The sequence below is a fragment of the Kitasatospora sp. NPDC101155 genome (assembly GCF_044768305.1).
In the GTDB taxonomy this organism is placed as follows: domain Bacteria; phylum Actinomycetota; class Actinomycetes; order Streptomycetales; family Streptomycetaceae; genus Kitasatospora.
Genome location: NZ_JBIWPN010000028.1, coordinates 81,897 through 98,838, shown reverse-complemented (window position 1 = coordinate 98,838; position 16,942 = coordinate 81,897). Strand labels below are relative to the sequence as shown.

The window sequence follows — 16,942 nt, the reverse complement described above, 5'->3', positions numbered from 1 at the left end:
GACAGCCGGCGGACCGGGACCGGGAGCCGTCAGCCGGCACGACGGCGGCGCCGGATCACCGCGAACGCGCCGCCACCGATGCCGAGCAGCACCGCCCCGACGCCCGCGATCAGGCCGGTCCGGTCGCTGTCGGCTCCGGTGGAGGCCAGGTGGGCGTCCGCTGCCTGGGCGGCGGTCACCTCGGCGTTCACGCCGCCGTCGGCCGCCGGAACGGGCACGTTGGCCGACGGCGCGGACGTCGGCGCGGGCGTCGCGGCCTGGGCCTTGGTGACGTCACCCCCCGCACGGACCGGCGCGCCGGCGCCCGGCTTCTGCTTGGCCGAGGCGGCCGGGACTTCGGCCGGGGTGTCGGCCGGGGCAGCCGCGGGAGCCGGGTCCTGGGTGGTCGGCTTCGGGGCGGTGGGGGCGACGACCTGCACGGTGGCGCCGGGCGAGCACATGGTGGTGCCCTGGAAGGGCTGGCCGTCGGCCTCGTTGATGTAGACGCAGGGGCTCAGCTCCGTCTTGCCGAGCGGGGTGTCGGCGGGGTAGCTGACCCGGACCCGCTTGGTCGCCAGACTGTCGGGCGCGGCCGAGGAGTTGCGGCCGTCCAGGTAGAAGCCCGCCGGCGGCTCCGGCTCGGTGGTGACCGCCGGCAGGGCGGTCCAGGTGCCGTCGTCGCCACGGACCTCGACCTTGGCGTGCCGGTCCGCGAACAGCACGTTGCCCAGGTTGGTGTAGGCGGACGGCGTCGGGTTGCGGAGCAGCGCGTCGAACTCGATCGGCGCACCGCCCGCGACGACCGTGGCCGGCACCTGGAGGAGGTGGTTGGAGATCGCCTCCACCGTGATCGTGTGGGTGTCGCTGACCGACAGCTGGAACGGGTTGTCCGGCCGCGAGCCCTTGACCACGGTGCGGAAGGTGAGGACCGGGCCGACGCCGCCGTTGCTGGCTCCGTTGTGCGGCTCGCCCATGGGGGCGCCGAGGCGCAGACGGGCGTCGTTCCCGCCCGGCGCGATGACGAGCTTGCCGGTGGTGCCCGAGTAGACGATCTTGTCCGCCTCGGTGCGCGCCTGCAGCTCCACACTCGTCCAGGTGCCGAGCTCGTTGACGTAGTCGAGGCTGAGGGCGTGCGGCGGCGCCCCGCCCGGGGTCTCGATCGAGAGCTCCAGCACGACGCTGATGCTCTGGTCACCCGGGTTGGCGATCGTCTCGGTGAACTCCACCGGCCCGCCTGCGGCGCCGATCACGGCCGGGGCGTGGACGGTGAGGCCGAGCGGCCCGGAGTCCGCGAAGGCCGGGACGGCGGTCACGGCGCCGCCGGCGACCAGCGCGGCGGTGAGCACGGCCGCCGGCACGAGGCCGCGGGTCTGACGCAGGACACGGTTGATCTTGCACATGGCGCGGTTGTCTTGCACATGGCCCCCCTGGATTTCCGCTCTGGAGCGGCACGGCCGCGTCCGGGCAGCACAAAGCAAGCCCGGTTGACTGGTGTGATCGCGATCGCGCCCGACGGGCCGACCGGTGCGAGCGGATTTCCCCCCGCTCACTGACAAGGACGTGTGGGGGGCCGGGGGGTTGCAGGTCGATTCCGAGAATTTTCCGGGACTCCGGGAAGCCCCGCCGACCGGGTCAGATCTCGTAGACCGCGCCGGCCCGGGCCAGCTCGACCGGGCCGGTGTACGCGGCGGCGGCGTCGTGGCGGTTGCGCTCGGCGTCGGTCCACGGCGGGATGTGGGTGAGGACGAGCCGGCGGGCCCGGGCGGCGGTGGCGTGCTCGCCGGCCTCCCGGCCGTTGAGGTGGACGGCCCGGTAGGTGTCGCGGCCGTCCTGGTACGCGGCCTCGCAGAGGAACAGGTCGGTGTCGCGGGCGAGTTCGACGAGTTCGGGGCTCTCCCCGGTGTCGCCGGAGTAGACCAGCGAACGGCCGGCGTGCTCCAGCCGGAAGGCGAAGGCGTCGACGGGGTGGTTGACCTGGGCGACGGAGACCCGGAAGGGGCCGAGCTCGAAGCTGCCGGGGGTGACGGTGCGGAACTCGAACACCTCCTTCATCCCGGGGTTCTCCGGCATGTCGTACGCCCGGGCGAGCCGCTCGGCGGTGCCGGCCGGGCCGTACACCGGCAGGAGGTCGGGGCAGCCCTCGACGCGGTAGTTGCGGGCGACCCAGTAGGCGCACAGGTCGACGCAGTGGTCCGCGTGCAGGTGGCTGAGCAGGACGGCGTCGACCTCGTAGATGCTGGTGTACTTCTGCAGCGCGCCGAGCGCGCCGTTGCCGAGGTCGATCACCACGCGGTAGCCGTCGGCCTCGACCAGGTAGCTGGAGCAGGACGAGTCAGCGGACGGGAAGCTCCCCGAGCACCCCACCACGGTCAGTTTCATCCGAGCCCCTCCGCCCCGACACGTCCCGGCTGCTGCTGGAAAACGGCATGGAAAACAGCATGGAAAACGGCAGGCCGGGCCGGTGGACCGGCCGGTAGCACTGCGTTGGTGTGTCGAGGGTAAGGGCGGAGCGGCACTTTGCCCCCGTCCCCGTGCCGGGCTGTGGCTGGAATCACCAGAACGCGGGGGAGGCGACGGGGGCCGCGGATCAGCGGTGCCGGGGGCGGTTGCGGGCCCAGGCGCGGACGGTGTCGGGGTACCAGCGGGGGTGGCCGCTGCCGTCGATCACGTCGGGGTCGGGCAGCAGCCCGTGCCGGCGGTAGTTGCGGACGGTTTCGGGCTGGACGTTGATGTGCCGGGCGATCTCGGCGTACGACCACAGTTCATCGCTTGTCACGAGGGCACCTCCGGGGGGACGGGGGCGGACGTTCGTGAGGCAGCCTTTCCGGGCGGCACCGGTGCGTTCACGACAGAACGGGCGCTGTGGCGGTTTCGTGACGAACCGGGAGCGATGTGCGGACAAATGCTCAACTGTCACAGTCACCACGGTGGTGGCGTTCACCGTCGGCCCGGTACGGTTCGCCGCATGAGTGGCATGACGGGAATCTGGCCGGTCCTGGCGGTGGCGGGCGTCGCCGCGCTGGCGACCGTCGCGGCGGTGCTGGTGAAGCGCACCCGCCCGGCCCCGCGCCCGGCCGGGCCGACCGGTCCGCGGCCGCGCCCGAGCTCCCGGGACCGCCCGGAGCCGCAGGAGATCTGGTGGGCGCAGGTGCCGTTCGAGGACGGCCCCGGTTCCAAGGACCGCCCCTGCCTGGTACTGCGGGTGCACGGCCGGACCGCCACCGTCGCGAAGATCACCAGCAAGCACCATGTCGAGCGGCCGGGCGTGCTGCCGCTGCCGCCCGGTTCGGTGGGTGACCGGCAGGGACGGACCAGCTGGCTGGAGACCGACGAGCTGCGCGAGGTGTCGCTGTCGGCGTTCCGCCGCCGGGCCGGCACGGTCGACCGGCAGGTCTGGGCCCGGGCGCAGAAGTCGCTACAGCACTAGAAGTCGCTGCAGCACTGGTCGGCACGGCACTGGTCGCGACGGCACTAGGCCCAGAGCTGGCCCTGCAGTGCCTCGACCGCCGCCTCGGTGGACTCGGCGGTGTAGATGCCGGTGGACAGGTACTTCCAGCCGCCGTCGGCGACCACGAAGACGATGTCCGCGCGTTCCCCGGCGGCCGCCGCCTTGCGGCCGACGCCGATCGCGGCGTGCAGGATGGCGCCGGTCGAGACGCCCGCGAAGATGCCCTCCTGCTGGAGGAGTTCACGGGTGCGGCGGACGGCGTCCGCGGAGCCGACCGAGAAGCGGGTGGTGAGCACCTCGGCGTCGTACAGCTCTGGGACGAAGCCCTCGTCCAGGTTGCGCAGCCCGTACACCAGGTCGTCGTAGCGCGGCTCGGCGGCGACGATCCGCACGCCGGGGACCTTCTCGCGCAGGAAGCGGCCGACGCCCATCAGGGTGCCGGTGGTGCCGAGGCCGGCCACGAAGTGGGTGACGGTCGGCAGGTCGGCGAGGATCTCGGGCCCGGTGGTGGCGTAGTGGGCGCCCGCGTTGTCGGGGTTGCCGTACTGGTAGAGCATGACCCAGTCGGGGTGCTCGGCGGCGGTCTCCTTGGCGATCCGGACGGCGGTGTTGGAGCCTCCGGCGGCCGGGGAGGAGATGATCTCGGCGCCCCACATCCGGAGCAGTTCGCGCCGTTCCTCGCTGGTGTTCTCGGGCATCACGCAGACCATCCGGTAGCCCTTGAGCTTGGCGGCCATGGCGAGCGAGATGCCGGTGTTGCCGCTGGTGGGCTCCAGGATGGTGCAGCCCGGGGTGAGTCGGCCGTCGGCCTCGGCGCGTTCGATCATGTGCAGCGCCGGGCGGTCCTTGATCGAACCGGTGGGGTTGCGGTCCTCCAGCTTGGCCCAGAGGCTCACCAGGCCCTCGGCGTTGCCGGGAACTGCGGCGGACAGCCTCGGCAGGCGGACCAGCGGGGTGTTGCCGACGGCTTCGAGCGGACTGTCGTATCGCAAGGGAGGCCTCCGGCCACGGCGGTGCGGGTGAAGAGGGGTGGCTCCCCCGCCACCGGGCGGGGGAGCCGGGAGGTCAGCGGGCGCCGCCGGCCACGGCGGGCAGGATGGTGACGCTGTCGCCGTCGGCGAGGGCGGTCGAGATGCCCTCAAGGAACCGGACGTCCTCGTCGTTCAGGTAGACGTTGACGAAGCGGCGCAGCTCGCCGCCGTCGACCAGGCGGGCGGCGATGCCCGGGTGGCGGGCGTCGAGGTCGGCGAAGAGTTCCCCGAGGTTGCTGCCGTTGCCCTCGACGGCCTTGGCGCCGTCGGTGTAGGTGCGGAGGATGGTCGGGATGCGGACCTCGATGGCCATGGGTGCGCTCCTGTGCGAGTCGGGTGGAGTGGGTGGGCCGCGGCGGGCGCGGCCGGGCGGACGGTGCCCGGGGCGCGGCACCGCCGGTTCGGCGGCGGGCCCGGGGCGGGGCGGCTCTCAGCGCGAGCGCGCGGGCGTGCCGGGACAGATCGCACCGGCGTGCCGGCACAGGTCGATGTGCAGGCGCGCCACGAGGCGGGTGCCCGGGGCCTGGTTGCTCACATCGACGGAACGCATGGGCTCATCGTATAGATTCCCGGGCCCGCTCCGACATGCCTGTCTCGGGATCCGGATGTTCCGGTATCCGATGCTGAGACGTGGCCGGAATCAAACGGGCCCGCCGACCGCTCGCGGAGGGTCGGCGGGCCGCGCCCAGGTGGGTGCTGGTCAAGCCTGGTAGGCCTCGACGACCTGGACGTCTTCCTCTGTGATCTCGCCGTCCACGATGCGGAACGAACGGAACTGGTAGGGGTCGTCCTCGCCGTTGCCGTCGGCGGTGGAGACCAGGACGTAGTGGGCGAACGGCTCGGAGGCGTAGCTCACGTCGGTGCGCGAGGGGTAGGCCTCGGTGGCGGTGTGGGAGTGGTAGACGACGACGGGCTCCTCGTCCCGGTCGTCCATCTCGCGGTAGAGCTTGAGCAGGTCGCCCGAGTCGAACTCGTAGAAGGTGGGCGAGCGGGCGGCGTTGAGCATCGGGATGAACCGCTCGGGCCGGCCGCTGCCGGCCGGTCCGGCGACCACGCCGCAGGCCTCGTCCGGGTGGTCGGCGCGGGCGTGGGCCACGATCCGGTCGCGGAGTTCTCGGGTGATGGTCAGCATGTGGTCAGGATAGACACGCCCCGGCGGCTGTCCGCCGGGGCGTCCGAGGCTCGGTCAGTGGGTGTCCACGTTTCCGTTGCGGGCGTGCAGGTGGTCGTGGGCGTGGGCGTGGACGGCCTGCGGGTTACGGCGCTTGAGCACCTGGTAGCCGATCACCAGCAGCACGGCCCAGCCGGGGAAGACGTACAGCGAGATCCGGTTGTCCTCGTCCAGGCCGATCAGCACCACGACCAGGGCCAGGAAGGCGAGCGCGGCCCAGCTGACCCAGATGCCGCCGGGGGCCTTGAAGGTGGGCGGGGGCAGGTGGCCGCCCTTCCAGGCCTTGCGGTAGCGGATCTGGGAGATCAGGATCATCGCCCAGGTCCACAGGCCGCAGACCGTGGCGACCGAGGTGATGTACTCGAACGCCCGGGCCGGGACGAGGTAGTTGAGCACCACGCCGGCGCCCATCAGCAGGCAGGAGACGGTGATCGCGAAGGCCGGGGTGCGGCGGGTGTTGAGCTTGGTGAGCTGCCCGGGGGCCTGGCCGCGCAGGGCGAGGTCGCGCAGCATGCGGCCGGTGGAGTACATCCCGGAGTTGCAGGAGGAGAGCGCCGCGGTGAGCACCACGAAGTTGATGATGCCGGCCGCCGCCGGGATGCCGATCTTGCCGAAGGCGGCGACGAACGGGCTGACGCCGGGCTGGAACTCCCGCCACGGCACCAGCGAGAGGATGACCACCAGGGCGCCGATGTAGAACAGCGCGATGCGCCAGGGCAGGGTGTTGATGGCGCGCGGCAGGGTCTTCTCGGGGTTCTCGCTCTCGCCCGCGGTGACGCCGACGAGTTCGACGCCCAGGTAGGCGAACATGACGATCTGCAGGGTCATCACGGTGGCGCCGATGCCCTTGGGGAAGAAGCCGCCGTCCTGCCACAGGTGGGCGATCGACGCGGTGTCACCGGCCTTGCTGAAGCCGAGGGTCAGCACGCCGATGCCGATCAGGATCATGCCGATGATGGCGGTGACCTTGACCATGGAGAACCAGAACTCGATCTCGCCGAACAGCTTCACCGAGATCAGGTTGGCCGCGTAGAGGATGACCAGGAAGGTCAGCGCGCTGGCCCACTGCGGGATGTCCGGCGCCCAGAACTTGACGTACACGGCGGCGGCGGTGGTCTCCGCCATGCCGGTGACGACCCAGAACAGCCAGTACGTCCAGCCGGTGACGTAGCCGGCGAAGGGGCCGAGGAACTCCCGGGCGTACTCGGCGAAGCTGCCGGAGACCGCGCGGTAGGTGAGCAGTTCGCCGAGGGCCCGCATGATCGCGAAGATCACCAGGCCGGCCACGGCGTAGGACAGGATCAGGCTCGGGCCGGACTTGGAGATCGCGGTGCCGGCGCCGAGGAACAGGCCGGTGCCGATCGCTCCGCCGATCGCGATCATCTGGATCTGGCGGCTGCCGAGTCCCCGCTCGTAGCCCTCCTCGTCCGGTTTCTCGTCGACCACCTGGTCGTAGATCTGCTCGGCCATGGTCACCGTCCTGGGTGGGTCTCGTGGGTGGGGAGAAGTCGTACCACGCAGGGTTCGGACAGCGGTGTTCATCTGAGCGATATTTGAGCATGACCTGTTATGGTTTGCCCGATTTAAACGAGAATGCCCCGGTCGATCGTCCACATGCTGGACGGAACGGCCGGGGCTTGCCCGAAAGCGGGCAGGATTGCCCGGGAAGGCGGAGGAACCGGGTCCGCCGTCAGTCGGTGATCGCCTCCAGCAGCGACTCCTGGAGCGCTCCCAGCCACAGGTAGGCCATCACCAGCGGCTTGCGCTCGTCGCCGTCCGGCAGCTCGTAGAGGCCCTGCTCGTCCTCCTCGGTGACTTCCAGCCGCACCCCGAGGGTCAGCCGCAGGTCGTTGAGTGCGCCCAGCCAGCGCAGGCAGTCGGCGGCGGGCAGCTTGAGCACCCCGGCGCCGCCGAGGCCGTCCAGCGCCCGGACCACCTGCAGCGCGTCGTCCCGCTTGCGGGCCCGCAGGTCGAGTTCGGTGTAACGGCGGAACTCGCCGGAGGCGACCACCGCCTCGACGTCGTCCGGCGTCGCCGGATCGCCGTAGGCGTTCGGGAACAGCCGGGCCAGCGCCGGGTCGGCGGGGGCCTCGGTCGGGCCCTCGGCGAACAGCGCGGCCAGCGGGTCACCGCCGCCGTCGCCGCCCGGGCCGGGGCCGATCAGCTCCAGCATCTGCACTTCCAGCGAGCGCAGGATGGAGGCCTCCACCTCGTCCAGCGCGATCGCCGCGCCGCCATCGCCGATGCTCTCGAACAACCCAGCCATCTGTATCGGTCAGCCCGTCTTCGTCGTCTTCGGCCGCGCCGCCGGAGCGGCGGCCGGTCACTCGTATGTGCGCCGGTGCGCACCCGGTCGCACGCGTGCCGACGTGCGCCCGGACAGGGTCAGTCGTGCTGGAGCGTCGCCCACAGGCCGTAGCCGTGCATCGCCTGGACGTCGCGCTCCATCTCCTCGCGCGAACCGCTGGAGACCACCGCCCGGCCCTTGGTGTGCACGTCCATCATCAGCTTCCGGGCCTTGTCCTTCGGGAAGCCGAAGTAGGCCTGGAAGACGTACTGGACGTAGCTCATCAGGTTGACCGGATCGTTGTGCACGATGGTCACCCAGGGCGTGTCCGGCTCGGTCACCGGCTGTCCCTCGACCTCCGGGCGCTCGATCTCCACGGGCGCGACACTCACCGGCGGGCCTCCTCGTTGCACGCTCGTCCGTAATCCCTCAAGCCCCATGCTGCCATCCGGGGGACACCCGGGCGATTCCGGCCCGGGCCATCGCGCGAGAAATCGTCACTTTGACGCTAAGTGGTAGTAGCATCATCCTCATGGACGCCACTTCAGTGCGCGCGGCCGGGTCGACCGCGCTCCTCACCGACCGCTACGAGCTCACCATGCTGCAGGCCGCCCTGCGCAGCGGGGCCGCGCACCGCCGCTCCGTCTTCGAGGTGTTCACCCGCCGCCTGCCCGGCGGCCGCCGCTACGGCGTCCTGGCCGGCACCGACCGGGTGCTGGACGCCGTGGAGAACTTCCGCTTCAGCAGCGCCCAGTTGGACTGGCTGGCCGACCAGGGCGTGGTCGAGGACGACACCCTGCGCTTCCTCGCCGACTACCGCTTCCGCGGCGACATCCACGGCTACCCCGAGGGCGAGGTCTACTTCCCCGGCTCGCCGGTGCTCACCGTGGAGGGCAGCTTCGCCGAGGCGGTGCTCCTGGAGACGGTGATCCTGTCGATCCTCAACTACGACTCCGCGATCGCGGCCGCCGCCTCCCGGATGACCGCCGCCGCCGGCGGCCGTCCGGTGATCGAGATGGGTGCCCGCCGGGCGCACGAGCAGGCCGCCGTCGCCGCCGCCCGGGCCGCCTACATCGCCGGCTTCGCCGCCACCTCCGACCTGGAGGCCGGCTTCACCCACGGCATCCCGACCACCGGCACCTCCGCCCACGCCTTCACCCTGGTGCACGACAGCGAGCGGGACGCCTTCCAGGCCCAGATCGCCTCGATGGGCAAGGGCACCACGCTGCTGGTCGACACCTTCGACCTGCACGAGGCGGTCCGCACCGCCGTCGAGGTGGCCGGCCCCGAGCTGGGCGCGGTCCGGATCGACTCCGGCGACCTCACCCTGCTGGCCCACCGGGTCCGCCGCCAACTGGACGAGCTCGGCGCCGAGAAGACCCGGATCATCGTCACCTCGGACCTGGACGAGTACGCGATCGCCGCCCTGGCCGCCGCCCCGGTGGACGGCTACGGCGTCGGCACCAGCCTGGTCACCGGCAGCGGCCACCCGACCTGCGCCATGGTCTACAAGCTGGTCGCCCGCGCCGAGACCGAGGACGGCCCGCTGGCGCCGGTGGCCAAGCGCGCGGCCGGCGGCAAGACCAGCATCGGCGGCCGCAAGTGGGCCGCCCGCCGGCCCGACGCCGAGGGCGTGGCCGAGGCCGAGGTGATCGGCACCGGCGCGGTCCCGGACGAGCTTCGGCCGCACCTGGTGCAGGTGCCGCTGGTGCTGGGCGGCGAGACGGTCGGCCGCGAGCCGCTGAGCGCCGCCCGCGAGCGGCACGTCCGGGCCCGGGCGTCGCTGCCGCTGTCGGCCACTCAGCTCTCCAAGGGCGACCCGGTCATCCCCAGCGAGCTGATCGACTGACCCCGGCCGGGCCGGATCCGCGCGGACCGGCGGTGGGCACTGAGGCCTTCCGCCCCCGCGCGCCACTCCCTAGAGTCAGCCGTAGAGTTCCCCTGGAATCCTCCAGAGCCGCCGAGGCCCCCACCACCGGGGCACACCGCCCCCACATCCGAGGATGCGAGCCATGCACCGGGCACTGATCGTCGTCGACGTGCAGAACGACTTCTGCGAGGGCGGCAGTCTGGCCGTCGCCGGCGGCGCCGAGGTGGCCGCCGCCATCACCGATCTGATCGCCGAGTCCTCCCCCGGCTACCAGCACATCCTCGCCACCCGGGACCACCACATCGACCCGGGCGAGCACTTCTCGGCCGAGCCGGACTACGTCTCCAGCTGGCCCGTGCACTGCGTGGCCGGCACCGAAGGCGTCGGCTTCCACCCCAACTTCGCGCCCGCCGTGATCTCCGGCGCGGTCGAGGCGGTGTTCGACAAGGGCGCCTACTCGGCGGCCTACAGCGGCTTCGAGGGACTGGACGAGAACGCCCGCGGCCCGGTCGAGTGGCTGCGCGAACGGCAGGTCGACGAGGTCGACGTGGTCGGCATCGCCACCGACCACTGCGTCCGGGCCACCGCCCTGGACGCCGTGCGGGCCGGCTTCACCACCCGGGTGCTGCTCGACCTCACCGCCGGGGTGGCGCCGGGGACCACCGCCGCCGCGCTGGACGAGCTGCGGGCGGCCGGGGTCGAGCTGATCGGCACGCCGGTGGTCCGGTCGTAGCTCCGGTGAGCACGGACGGCGTTCAGACCACCAGCAGCTCCACCACGTCCGTCCCGCCGACCCGGTAGGCCTCGCGCAGTTCGCCGCCGACCGCCTCCGGTTCGGCGGCCAGCCGGGCGCCGGAGACGTACACCACCCGGATGCCCAGGTACTCCATCCTGTGCTGGCCGCCGCGTACCCAGGCGGCCTCGCCCTCGCTGACGCAGCGCAGGTCCGAGTCCACCTCCACCGCGACGCCGCGCTCCGGCCAGTAGAGGTCCGGGACGGCGATGTAGGTGCCGCCGCGCATCCGCAGCTCGGGGGAGCTCAGCGGGGCGGGCAGCAGCCACTCGTCCACCAGCCGGCCGACCTGCTCCAGCGCCAAGTCCCGGTCACCGGCGAGGAGTTCGTCCAGCGCCGCTCGCACCCGCGGCTCGCCGGTCAGCCCGGAGTCGATCAGCTCATCGGCCAACTCCCGTACCGTGCAGCGGTTCTCCGGACGGGCGACGGCCTCGCGCAGCACCTCGCGCACCGGCGCCGGGGTGTCCGGGTCGGCCGTCCACTCGCACAGCGCGTCCGCGACCGCCCGGGCCACCGGCGCGCAGGCCAGGCCGTGCACCGAGCGGGCCACCAACTCCCGTTCGGTGCGCCGGATCCGCACCTCGCCGGCGTCCTTGAGCCGGCGCTGGCGGGGCACCAGGACGTCCACCCCGGTCACCGCGGGCAGCCGGGGCACGGCGGCGAAGCCGTACAGCGCCAGCGCGGCGGCCCCGGTGATCACCGCACCCTCGCGGCGGCCCTCCTCCCGGCCGTTCTGCGCCGCGTACAGCAGCGCGGCCCACATCCGCTGCTCCGGGGTGGGCTCGCCGGACTGCAGCAGGTAGACCCGGGGCAGCAGCCGCTGCCAGGGGCCGCCCCGGCGGCAGTGCCCGGTGACGACCCGGGCCGGCACGCCCCGGGCGCGCAGCTGGCTCGCGGTGACGACGTTCTGCTGACGCTTCGCCAGTTCCTCCAGGGACGGCGGCGACGAGGGAATCCGGTAGCTCATGCGACCCGCCTCGCTTCGCTCGCTCATGCGCACCCCTTGATGGTTCGCTCACTGCGTTCGCTCATGCCGACACCATCCCCAACCCCCGCCGCTCGCGAGTCGCAGCCTGACGCACTGTTACGCAACCGTCGCCAAACCGGGATCAGCCGGCACTAAAGTCCCCATACCCTCACTCATTTGGAGTAAATGACGTTCATATGGCTATCGGATTCGATCGAAAACGATCGCCGACCTGGTCGCCTGACCCAGAGTGATCAAGGGCATACGGCGAGGGACCCCCGGCGCGTCAATCCCGCCCCGGGGATTGCCTAGGCTTACGTCATGTCACGTGACGAGACCGCCGGCCTCCGCGCGGCCCAGCTCCGCCTCGGCCGCCTGCCCGGATACGTCCGCCGCCCGGACCCGGCCCGCCGCAGCGGTGAGAAGGGCCATACGTACAAGAAGGGCTGGGAGGTCCGCTTCACCGCCCGCAGCGAGGCGGAGATAGCCGAGATCCGCGACCTGGTGGTCGCCGCCGGGTTCGCGCCGGCCAGACCCTTCTTCAAGGGACACCAGCTCATCCAGCCGGTCTACGGCATGGCGGCCGTGCAGGCCTATCTGGCCGCTAGACAGGCGGCCGAGGAACACGCCGAGCGGGTCGCGCTCGGCCGGCGCCGGCGGGCGGCGGGGGCGCGCACGGGGGCAGCACGCGCCGGTACGGCGCACGCGGACGGCACCCACCGGTGCGAGCGCGAGGAGGCCGCCGCGGCGGCCCAGCTGGCCCGGCGGACGGCCTTTGAGGCATTTCCCGCCCAGGTCGAACGCGGCAAGACCGCCGATGACCGGATCGCCCCCTCGGAGGCCCGTACGAGCTCCTGACCGGGTGGCCCCGCGCCGCCCCGCCCCGCGCCCCGGTTGCCGCAGGCCGCCGGGGCGCGCGATCGCCACAACCCGCCCCCGCCCACCGGCACCCGCCCCGACGCAACACCCACCGTGAGTGCGGTTGCGCGGATGGTTGTGCGGCCGCGACTTCGCGCCGTGGGCGTGGACGCCGGACCCGGCAGGCCCTACGGTGGCACCTCAGCTGCTCTGCAGCACCTCTCCTCATACACCCTCTGACCAGCTGCGACACGCTCGCACCTACGTCCCCCCGCACCATTGCGCAGCACTCCCAGGACCGGCCGCGACCGGCCCTCGCCCGGCAGTACCGCCGCCGCGCCGCACCGGTTGTCGCCGGAACCGGCCGAGCGGCGGCGGGTTCCGGGCATTCCATCGGATTGGTCACCCAGCGCACCGAGGGCCTACCGTAGAGTGAGCACAGATGATCGACCGTCAGAAACCCATCTCCCTTTCCGAGAAGACGAGATGACCAACCGTCACGCGAGCGCCGCCGGGCCTCCCCCCGAGCCCGGCGAACCGGAGGACGTACCACTGGAATTCGCGGCCTTCTGCGAACTCCACCGCCCCCGGTACCTCAGCTACGCCCGGGTGTGGCTGGCCGAGCACGGCGACGCGACCACCGCCGTGCAGCAGGCCTTCGCGGAAATCGCCGTCCAGTGGCGGGAGTTACTGACCAGCCACAACCCGACCGCGCTGGCCTGGCAGATCCTGCGCGGCACCGTCGCGGAGCACACCCGGCAGGTGCCCGTCGCCCCGGACCGCCACCCCGCCGACGACGACCTGGCGATCCTCCACTACGTCGTCGGCCTCGCCGCACCCGAGATCGCCGACGTCATCGGCACCGACACCGCCAGCGTGGCCGGGCGGCTGCGGCGCACCATGCTGCACGAGGCCTCCGGTTGGTGACCCCGCCCGCCCCCGGGGGCCTCAGACCCGCTCGCCCGTCACGTCGTACAGGTGGTGCACCGGGTCGTGGATCAGGTAGCGGGCGAAGGACTCGACCGTGAACCGCGCCCCGTCGCTGCGGTCCCCGGTCCGCCGCCACTGCTCCCCCGCCACCGCGTCGAACGCCGCCGCCAGAGCCTCGGCGGCCTCCGCCAGTTCCCCTGCCACCACCTGCGGTTGCTGCTCCCAGTAGCGCTCGGCGGCCGCCGTCTCGTCCTGGTTCCAGTTGGGGAACAGCGGGCCGTCCTGGTCCAGCATCAGGTTCAGCCGGACGAGGAACAGCCGGAAGACGTCCCGGACATGGCAGGCGTACTCCAGGTCCGACCAGATCTCCGGGGACGGACGGCGCCGCAGCCCCTCCCCGTCGCCGGCCAGCACCGTCAGCCAGCCGTGCGCGTTCGCCCGGACCATCGCGGCGACGTCCGTTGCGGCCACCGCCGGGGTGTCCAACCCGCAGTCGGGGCACGGGCGTTCCAGCACCCAGGTCCAGTCCTTGGTGTCGGGGACGATCGCGTCGGCGGGGCTCAGGGCGTTCTCGGAAGTGCTCATGCGCCCAGCATGGTGCCCGCCCGGACCACCCCACCAGCGGCCTGGGCGCCAGCGACCGCCGAATTACTGCCAGGGCGCCCCGCGCCACCGGGCCCGCAGGTCAGTGCCCTTGGCGCTCGTACTCCAGCCGGGCCTCCAGCAGGGCGCCCAGGTTCTCACGGCTCCATTCGCACACCGCGTCCATCGGCCCGAGCAGCGTGCGGCCCAGCGACGTCAGCGCGTACTCCACCCGCGGCGGGTTCTCCGCGTACTCGGTCCGGGCCACCACGCCGTCCTGCTCCATCGAACGCAGCGACTCCGCCAGCACCTTGGCGGTGATGCCGCTCAACGGGACCCGCAGCTCGGAGAAGCGGCGCGGGCCGTCCTCCAGACAACGGATGATCTTCCAGGCCCACTTGCGGCTGCCCAGCACCGGCACCGACTGCACCGGGCAGTCGGCCGGGAAGAAGTCCGCCGGCAACGGCGCGACACCGGTCTGCGTCATACCCCCGACGGTACCCGCTGGGGGCCGGTACCGTTGAAGTAACCGGCACCCTCCGGTCTACCGTCCCGGCAGCGGCGGGCGAACCAGCCCGCCCCACCGGACAGGAGACCGCCATGACCAGCACCACCACCGGCCGGCAGCACCGCGCGGACGTCATCGTCTACGGCGCGGGCGGGCAGGTCGGCCGAGCCGTCGTCACCGAGGCCCGCCGGCGCGGCCTCACCGTCACCGCCGCCGTCCGCAACCCCGAACGCCACGCCGACCTCGCCGGGGAGGGCGTCAACCTGCTGCGCTGCGACGTCACCGACCCGGCCGCCGTCGCCGCCACCGCCCCCGGGCACCCGGCTGCCGTCAGCTCCGTCTACACCCCCGACACCCCCTCCGCCGAGTTCTACCGCGCCGCCACCACCGCACTCGTCACCGGCCTCGACCGGGCCGACGTCCGACGACTCATCAGCGTCGGCGTCGCCACCACCCTGGAGACCGCCCCCGGCGTCGCCGTCCACGACGACCCCGAATTCCCCGAGGCGTACCGCACCTTCTCCCTCGGCCACTCCGCCGCCCTCGCCCTGCTGAACGACTCCCCCGCCACCCTCGACTGGGTCGTCGTCACCCCGCCGATGGACCTCGACCGCACCGCCCCCGGCACCGGCCGCTACCGCGTCGGCGGTCCCCAGGTCCTCGGCCCCCGCATCGCCCAGGCCGACCTCGCCGTCGCCGTCGTCGACGAACTCACCACCCCGGCCCACCACCGGCAGCAGATCGCCGTCGCCGAATAGCTCCCCGCACGAACAACTCCCTGCACGAACGGGTATCGGCGGGCATCCTGGGCACCCGCGCGCCGACCAGCCGACCGGATCGACCTCGCCGTCGAAGACCCCGCCACCGGCCGCTTCCTCGGCGAGACCGCCCTCAACGACGTCGCCCCCGACAACTCCTCCGCCGGCTTCCGGATCGCCCTCACCCCGACAGCACCGGCCGCGGCATCGGCATCGAAACCACCCTCCTGGTCCTGCGCCACGCCTTCGAGACCGTCCGCCTCCATCGCGTTCACCTCGACGTCTACGAGTACAACGAACGCGCCGTCCACGCCTACCGGAAGGCCGGCTTCACCCTCGAAGGCCGCGCCCGCCGGGCCCACCACTGGGACGACCGCTACTGGGACGCCCTCCACACGGCCGCCCTACGCGACGACCGGCTCGCCGCTCACTGACCGGGGCCACCGTACGGGGGCCACTGCGGCGGCTGCTGCTGCGGCGGCCAGGAGGTAGCGGCAGCCGCCCGCTTCCGCCGCCGCGCCATCAGCACCGCGGCCACCGACGCCCCGAGCACCACGGCACCGGCGGCCGCGGCGCCGATCACCAGGACGGTGTTGTCACTGCTGCCGCCGCTGTCCCCTTCGGGGACGACGGGCTGCGCGGAGGGCTGGTCCGTCGCGTCGCTGTCGTCGTCCTGCGGCGGGGTGCCCTTCGACTCGGGCCGCTTCACGAGCGGGTTCTCCTTCGGCCCGCTGTCCACGGCCGGGTTCGCCTCCAGCGCCTTCGCGGGGGCGACGGTCCCGTAGCCGCAGTGGTTGTTGGGGACCACCGTCCCGTTCGAGGGAGGGGTTGCCGACGTGATCAACCGGTTGATCACCTGACCAGCGGACAGGTCGGGGTACTTGGAGCGGATGAGCGCGGCGGTGGCGGAGACGTAGGCGGTGGCGTCGGAAGTACCATCCCCAACCGCGTAGCTCGTCGGGGACTTCGCCGATGCGTGATAGATCCCCACGCCGGGTGCGATGAGCGTGGTCTCGGAACCCGATGTGGAGTCCTCCCAGACGACTCCCTTGGAGTCCGCCGCTCCTACGGCCACCACCCCGGGGAAAGCGGCCGGATATTCGACGCCGTCGCTTTTACCGTCGTTGCCCGTGCCCGCGACCAGCACAACGTCCTTGGACACCGCGTACGCGACAGCCTTTCGCGACTGCGAGTCGAACCGCGACGCCCCGGCGAGGGACAAGTTGATGACCCTCGCACCGTTGTCCGCCGCGAAGCGGATCGCGGTCGCCAGGTCGTTCTGCTCGGGAATGGGACCGCCGTCGCTCGTCCGCACCTTCACCGGAAGGATCTTCGCTTTGGGGGCCAGGCCCATGACTCCATCCTGTGAACCGTGGCCATGACCGGCAATCAGGCTCGCCATTCCTGTGCCGTGGCCGTCGGTGTCGATGCGGCCGTCCGATTTGGTGCCGGAGAAGTCGGCCCCTGGAAGAACCTGCCCAGTCAAGTCCTGATGCTCCGAGTTCACCCCGCTGTCGATCACCGCAACAGTGACACCCTCACCTTGGCTGATCGGCCAGATCTTCGTATCGGCCTCGAAGGTCTTCAGGGCCCATTGCTTGTCCCTGATCTGATCGGCGGATGCCGCCGGTGCGGCGACGGCCCAGACCAATGCCCCAGCGGCAAGGACCGCCGTACCACGCGCCAACAGGCGGCTCGTCAAACCCGGTCACCCCACTCAACGAGGCATCCCGCAGATCACCGACCTGCGGGATGCGATC

General features: G+C 72.2%; 21 protein-coding genes. 7 read left to right on the top strand and 14 right to left on the bottom strand.

Going from position 1 to position 16,942, the window contains the following annotated elements:
- Positions 1–29: 29 nt before the first annotated feature.
- The 3 genes from ACIRYZ_RS31815 to ACIRYZ_RS31805 form a co-directional block, all read right to left on the bottom strand.
- Positions 30–1,379 carry an LAETG motif-containing sortase-dependent surface protein gene (locus tag ACIRYZ_RS31815; protein WP_402950931.1) on the bottom strand — a complete coding sequence of 450 codons (1,350 nt, stop codon included), beginning with the start codon at positions 1,377–1,379 and terminating at the stop codon, positions 30–32.
- 232 nt (positions 1,380–1,611) lie between these two features.
- Positions 1,612–2,358, bottom strand: a complete 747-nt coding sequence (locus tag ACIRYZ_RS31810) for an MBL fold metallo-hydrolase (RefSeq protein ID WP_402950929.1) — start codon at positions 2,356–2,358, stop codon at positions 1,612–1,614.
- Between the two features lie 208 nt (positions 2,359–2,566).
- Positions 2,567–2,755 carry a helix-turn-helix transcriptional regulator gene (locus tag ACIRYZ_RS31805; protein ID WP_387613874.1) on the bottom strand — a complete coding sequence of 63 codons (189 nt, stop codon included), beginning with the start codon at positions 2,753–2,755 and terminating at the stop codon, positions 2,567–2,569.
- Positions 2,756–2,944: 189 nt separating this feature from the next.
- Between ACIRYZ_RS31805 and ACIRYZ_RS31800 the strand changes: the two genes are divergently transcribed.
- Positions 2,945–3,406 carry a type II toxin-antitoxin system PemK/MazF family toxin gene (locus ACIRYZ_RS31800; RefSeq protein WP_402950925.1) on the top strand — a complete coding sequence of 154 codons (462 nt, stop codon included), beginning with the start codon at positions 2,945–2,947 and terminating at the stop codon, positions 3,404–3,406.
- Between the two features lie 44 nt (positions 3,407–3,450).
- Here ACIRYZ_RS31800 and ACIRYZ_RS31795 read toward each other — a convergent pair whose 3' ends face one another.
- The 7 genes from ACIRYZ_RS31795 to clpS all read right to left on the bottom strand — a co-directional run bounded on the left by ACIRYZ_RS31795 (position 3,451) and on the right by clpS (position 8,308).
- Positions 3,451–4,419 (bottom strand): PLP-dependent cysteine synthase family protein, encoded by a 969-nt coding sequence (locus ACIRYZ_RS31795; protein ID WP_393030065.1) that lies wholly within the window; start codon positions 4,417–4,419, stop codon positions 3,451–3,453.
- Positions 4,420–4,492: 73 nt separating this feature from the next.
- Positions 4,493–4,771, bottom strand: coding sequence for a MoaD/ThiS family protein (locus ACIRYZ_RS31790; protein WP_363434122.1), 279 nt, complete (start codon positions 4,769–4,771; stop codon positions 4,493–4,495).
- A 117-nt stretch (positions 4,772–4,888) separates the two neighbouring features.
- Positions 4,889–5,008, bottom strand: a complete 120-nt coding sequence (locus ACIRYZ_RS31785) for a putative leader peptide (RefSeq protein WP_317621128.1) — start codon at positions 5,006–5,008, stop codon at positions 4,889–4,891.
- A 150-nt stretch (positions 5,009–5,158) separates the two neighbouring features.
- Positions 5,159–5,590 (bottom strand): Mov34/MPN/PAD-1 family protein, encoded by a 432-nt coding sequence (locus tag ACIRYZ_RS31780; protein WP_380611461.1) that lies wholly within the window; start codon positions 5,588–5,590, stop codon positions 5,159–5,161.
- Between the two features lie 54 nt (positions 5,591–5,644).
- The gene (locus ACIRYZ_RS31775) at positions 5,645–7,099 is read right to left on the bottom strand and encodes an amino acid permease (protein WP_402950920.1); all 1,455 of its coding nucleotides are present in this window, start codon (positions 7,097–7,099) and stop codon (positions 5,645–5,647) included.
- A gap of 220 nt (positions 7,100–7,319) precedes the next feature.
- Positions 7,320–7,895 (bottom strand): DUF2017 domain-containing protein, encoded by a 576-nt coding sequence (locus ACIRYZ_RS31770; protein ID WP_402950918.1) that lies wholly within the window; start codon positions 7,893–7,895, stop codon positions 7,320–7,322.
- Positions 7,896–8,014: 119 nt separating this feature from the next.
- A complete protein-coding gene (gene clpS, locus ACIRYZ_RS31765) occupies positions 8,015–8,308 on the bottom strand; it encodes an ATP-dependent Clp protease adapter ClpS (protein WP_188305571.1) in 294 nt (97 codons plus the stop codon).
- Between the two features lie 140 nt (positions 8,309–8,448).
- Between clpS and ACIRYZ_RS31760 the strand changes: the two genes are divergently transcribed.
- Together ACIRYZ_RS31760 and ACIRYZ_RS31755 are read left to right on the top strand one after the other, a co-directional pair.
- Positions 8,449–9,765 carry a nicotinate phosphoribosyltransferase gene (locus ACIRYZ_RS31760; protein ID WP_402950915.1) on the top strand — a complete coding sequence of 439 codons (1,317 nt, stop codon included), beginning with the start codon at positions 8,449–8,451 and terminating at the stop codon, positions 9,763–9,765.
- 163 nt (positions 9,766–9,928) lie between these two features.
- Entirely contained in the window at positions 9,929–10,519 is a 591-nt protein-coding gene (locus ACIRYZ_RS31755; protein ID WP_393030049.1) for an isochorismatase family protein, read from the top strand.
- Between the two features lie 22 nt (positions 10,520–10,541).
- On the opposite strand, the gene ACIRYZ_RS31750 is transcribed toward ACIRYZ_RS31755, so the two are convergent.
- Positions 10,542–11,573 (bottom strand): hypothetical protein, encoded by a 1,032-nt coding sequence (locus tag ACIRYZ_RS31750; RefSeq protein ID WP_402950912.1) that lies wholly within the window; start codon positions 11,571–11,573, stop codon positions 10,542–10,544.
- A 294-nt stretch (positions 11,574–11,867) separates the two neighbouring features.
- Here ACIRYZ_RS31750 and ACIRYZ_RS31745 point away from each other — a divergent pair, with 294 nt between their 5' ends.
- Both ACIRYZ_RS31745 and ACIRYZ_RS31740 read left to right on the top strand, forming a co-directional pair.
- Positions 11,868–12,404 carry a hypothetical protein gene (locus ACIRYZ_RS31745; protein ID WP_402950909.1) on the top strand — a complete coding sequence of 179 codons (537 nt, stop codon included), beginning with the start codon at positions 11,868–11,870 and terminating at the stop codon, positions 12,402–12,404.
- A gap of 486 nt (positions 12,405–12,890) precedes the next feature.
- On the top strand, positions 12,891–13,331 hold the full coding sequence (locus tag ACIRYZ_RS31740; protein ID WP_393030041.1) for a hypothetical protein: 441 nt from the start codon (positions 12,891–12,893) through the stop codon (positions 13,329–13,331).
- Positions 13,332–13,352: 21 nt separating this feature from the next.
- On the opposite strand, the gene ACIRYZ_RS31735 is transcribed toward ACIRYZ_RS31740, so the two are convergent.
- Positions 13,353–13,919: a DinB family protein gene (locus tag ACIRYZ_RS31735; RefSeq protein WP_402950906.1), complete on the bottom strand. Its 567-nt coding sequence runs from the start codon at positions 13,917–13,919 to the stop codon at positions 13,353–13,355.
- Between the two features lie 100 nt (positions 13,920–14,019).
- Positions 14,020–14,403 (bottom strand): winged helix-turn-helix transcriptional regulator, encoded by a 384-nt coding sequence (locus tag ACIRYZ_RS31730; RefSeq protein ID WP_402950903.1) that lies wholly within the window; start codon positions 14,401–14,403, stop codon positions 14,020–14,022.
- 113 nt (positions 14,404–14,516) lie between these two features.
- Between ACIRYZ_RS31730 and ACIRYZ_RS31725 the strand changes: the two genes are divergently transcribed.
- Entirely contained in the window at positions 14,517–15,182 is a 666-nt protein-coding gene (locus tag ACIRYZ_RS31725) for an NAD(P)-dependent oxidoreductase (protein ID WP_402950900.1), read from the top strand.
- A complete protein-coding gene (locus ACIRYZ_RS31720) occupies positions 15,179–15,616 on the top strand; it encodes a GNAT family N-acetyltransferase (protein ID WP_402950971.1) in 438 nt (145 codons plus the stop codon). Before ACIRYZ_RS31725 ends, ACIRYZ_RS31720 begins: the two co-directional genes overlap by 4 nt.
- Here the strand turns inward: ACIRYZ_RS31720 and mycP are convergent.
- Positions 15,610–16,884 carry a type VII secretion-associated serine protease mycosin gene (gene mycP, locus ACIRYZ_RS31715; protein ID WP_402950898.1) on the bottom strand — a complete coding sequence of 425 codons (1,275 nt, stop codon included), beginning with the start codon at positions 16,882–16,884 and terminating at the stop codon, positions 15,610–15,612. The two genes, ACIRYZ_RS31720 and mycP, sit on opposite strands and share 7 nt — an antisense overlap.
- Between the last annotated feature and the right edge of the window lie 58 nt (positions 16,885–16,942).

Bases quoted from the DNA above. Each gene is read 5' to 3' on its own strand.
- ACIRYZ_RS31755 (WP_393030049.1), top strand. From the start codon at position 9,929: ATGCACCGGGCACTGATCGTCGTCGACGTGCAGAACGACTTCTGCGAG.
- ACIRYZ_RS31735 (WP_402950906.1), bottom strand. From the start codon at position 13,919: ATGAGCACTTCCGAGAACGCCCTGAGCCCCGCCGACGCGATCGTCCCC.
- ACIRYZ_RS31800 (WP_402950925.1), top strand. From the start codon at position 2,945: ATGAGTGGCATGACGGGAATCTGGCCGGTCCTGGCGGTGGCGGGCGTC.
- ACIRYZ_RS31750 (WP_402950912.1), bottom strand. From the start codon at position 11,573: ATGAGCGAGCGAAGCGAGGCGGGTCGCATGAGCTACCGGATTCCCTCG.
- ACIRYZ_RS31815 (WP_402950931.1), bottom strand. From the start codon at position 1,379: ATGTGCAAGATCAACCGTGTCCTGCGTCAGACCCGCGGCCTCGTGCCG.
- ACIRYZ_RS31780 (WP_380611461.1), bottom strand. From the start codon at position 5,590: ATGCTGACCATCACCCGAGAACTCCGCGACCGGATCGTGGCCCACGCC.
- ACIRYZ_RS31740 (WP_393030041.1), top strand. From the start codon at position 12,891: ATGACCAACCGTCACGCGAGCGCCGCCGGGCCTCCCCCCGAGCCCGGC.
- ACIRYZ_RS31785 (WP_317621128.1), bottom strand. From the start codon at position 5,008: ATGCGTTCCGTCGATGTGAGCAACCAGGCCCCGGGCACCCGCCTCGTG.
- ACIRYZ_RS31730 (WP_402950903.1), bottom strand. From the start codon at position 14,403: ATGACGCAGACCGGTGTCGCGCCGTTGCCGGCGGACTTCTTCCCGGCC.
- ACIRYZ_RS31770 (WP_402950918.1), bottom strand. From the start codon at position 7,895: ATGGCTGGGTTGTTCGAGAGCATCGGCGATGGCGGCGCGGCGATCGCG.
- ACIRYZ_RS31725 (WP_402950900.1), top strand. From the start codon at position 14,517: ATGACCAGCACCACCACCGGCCGGCAGCACCGCGCGGACGTCATCGTC.
- ACIRYZ_RS31775 (WP_402950920.1), bottom strand. From the start codon at position 7,099: ATGGCCGAGCAGATCTACGACCAGGTGGTCGACGAGAAACCGGACGAG.
- ACIRYZ_RS31760 (WP_402950915.1), top strand. From the start codon at position 8,449: ATGGACGCCACTTCAGTGCGCGCGGCCGGGTCGACCGCGCTCCTCACC.
- ACIRYZ_RS31745 (WP_402950909.1), top strand. From the start codon at position 11,868: ATGTCACGTGACGAGACCGCCGGCCTCCGCGCGGCCCAGCTCCGCCTC.
- ACIRYZ_RS31790 (WP_363434122.1), bottom strand. From the start codon at position 4,771: ATGGCCATCGAGGTCCGCATCCCGACCATCCTCCGCACCTACACCGAC.
- ACIRYZ_RS31810 (WP_402950929.1), bottom strand. From the start codon at position 2,358: ATGAAACTGACCGTGGTGGGGTGCTCGGGGAGCTTCCCGTCCGCTGAC.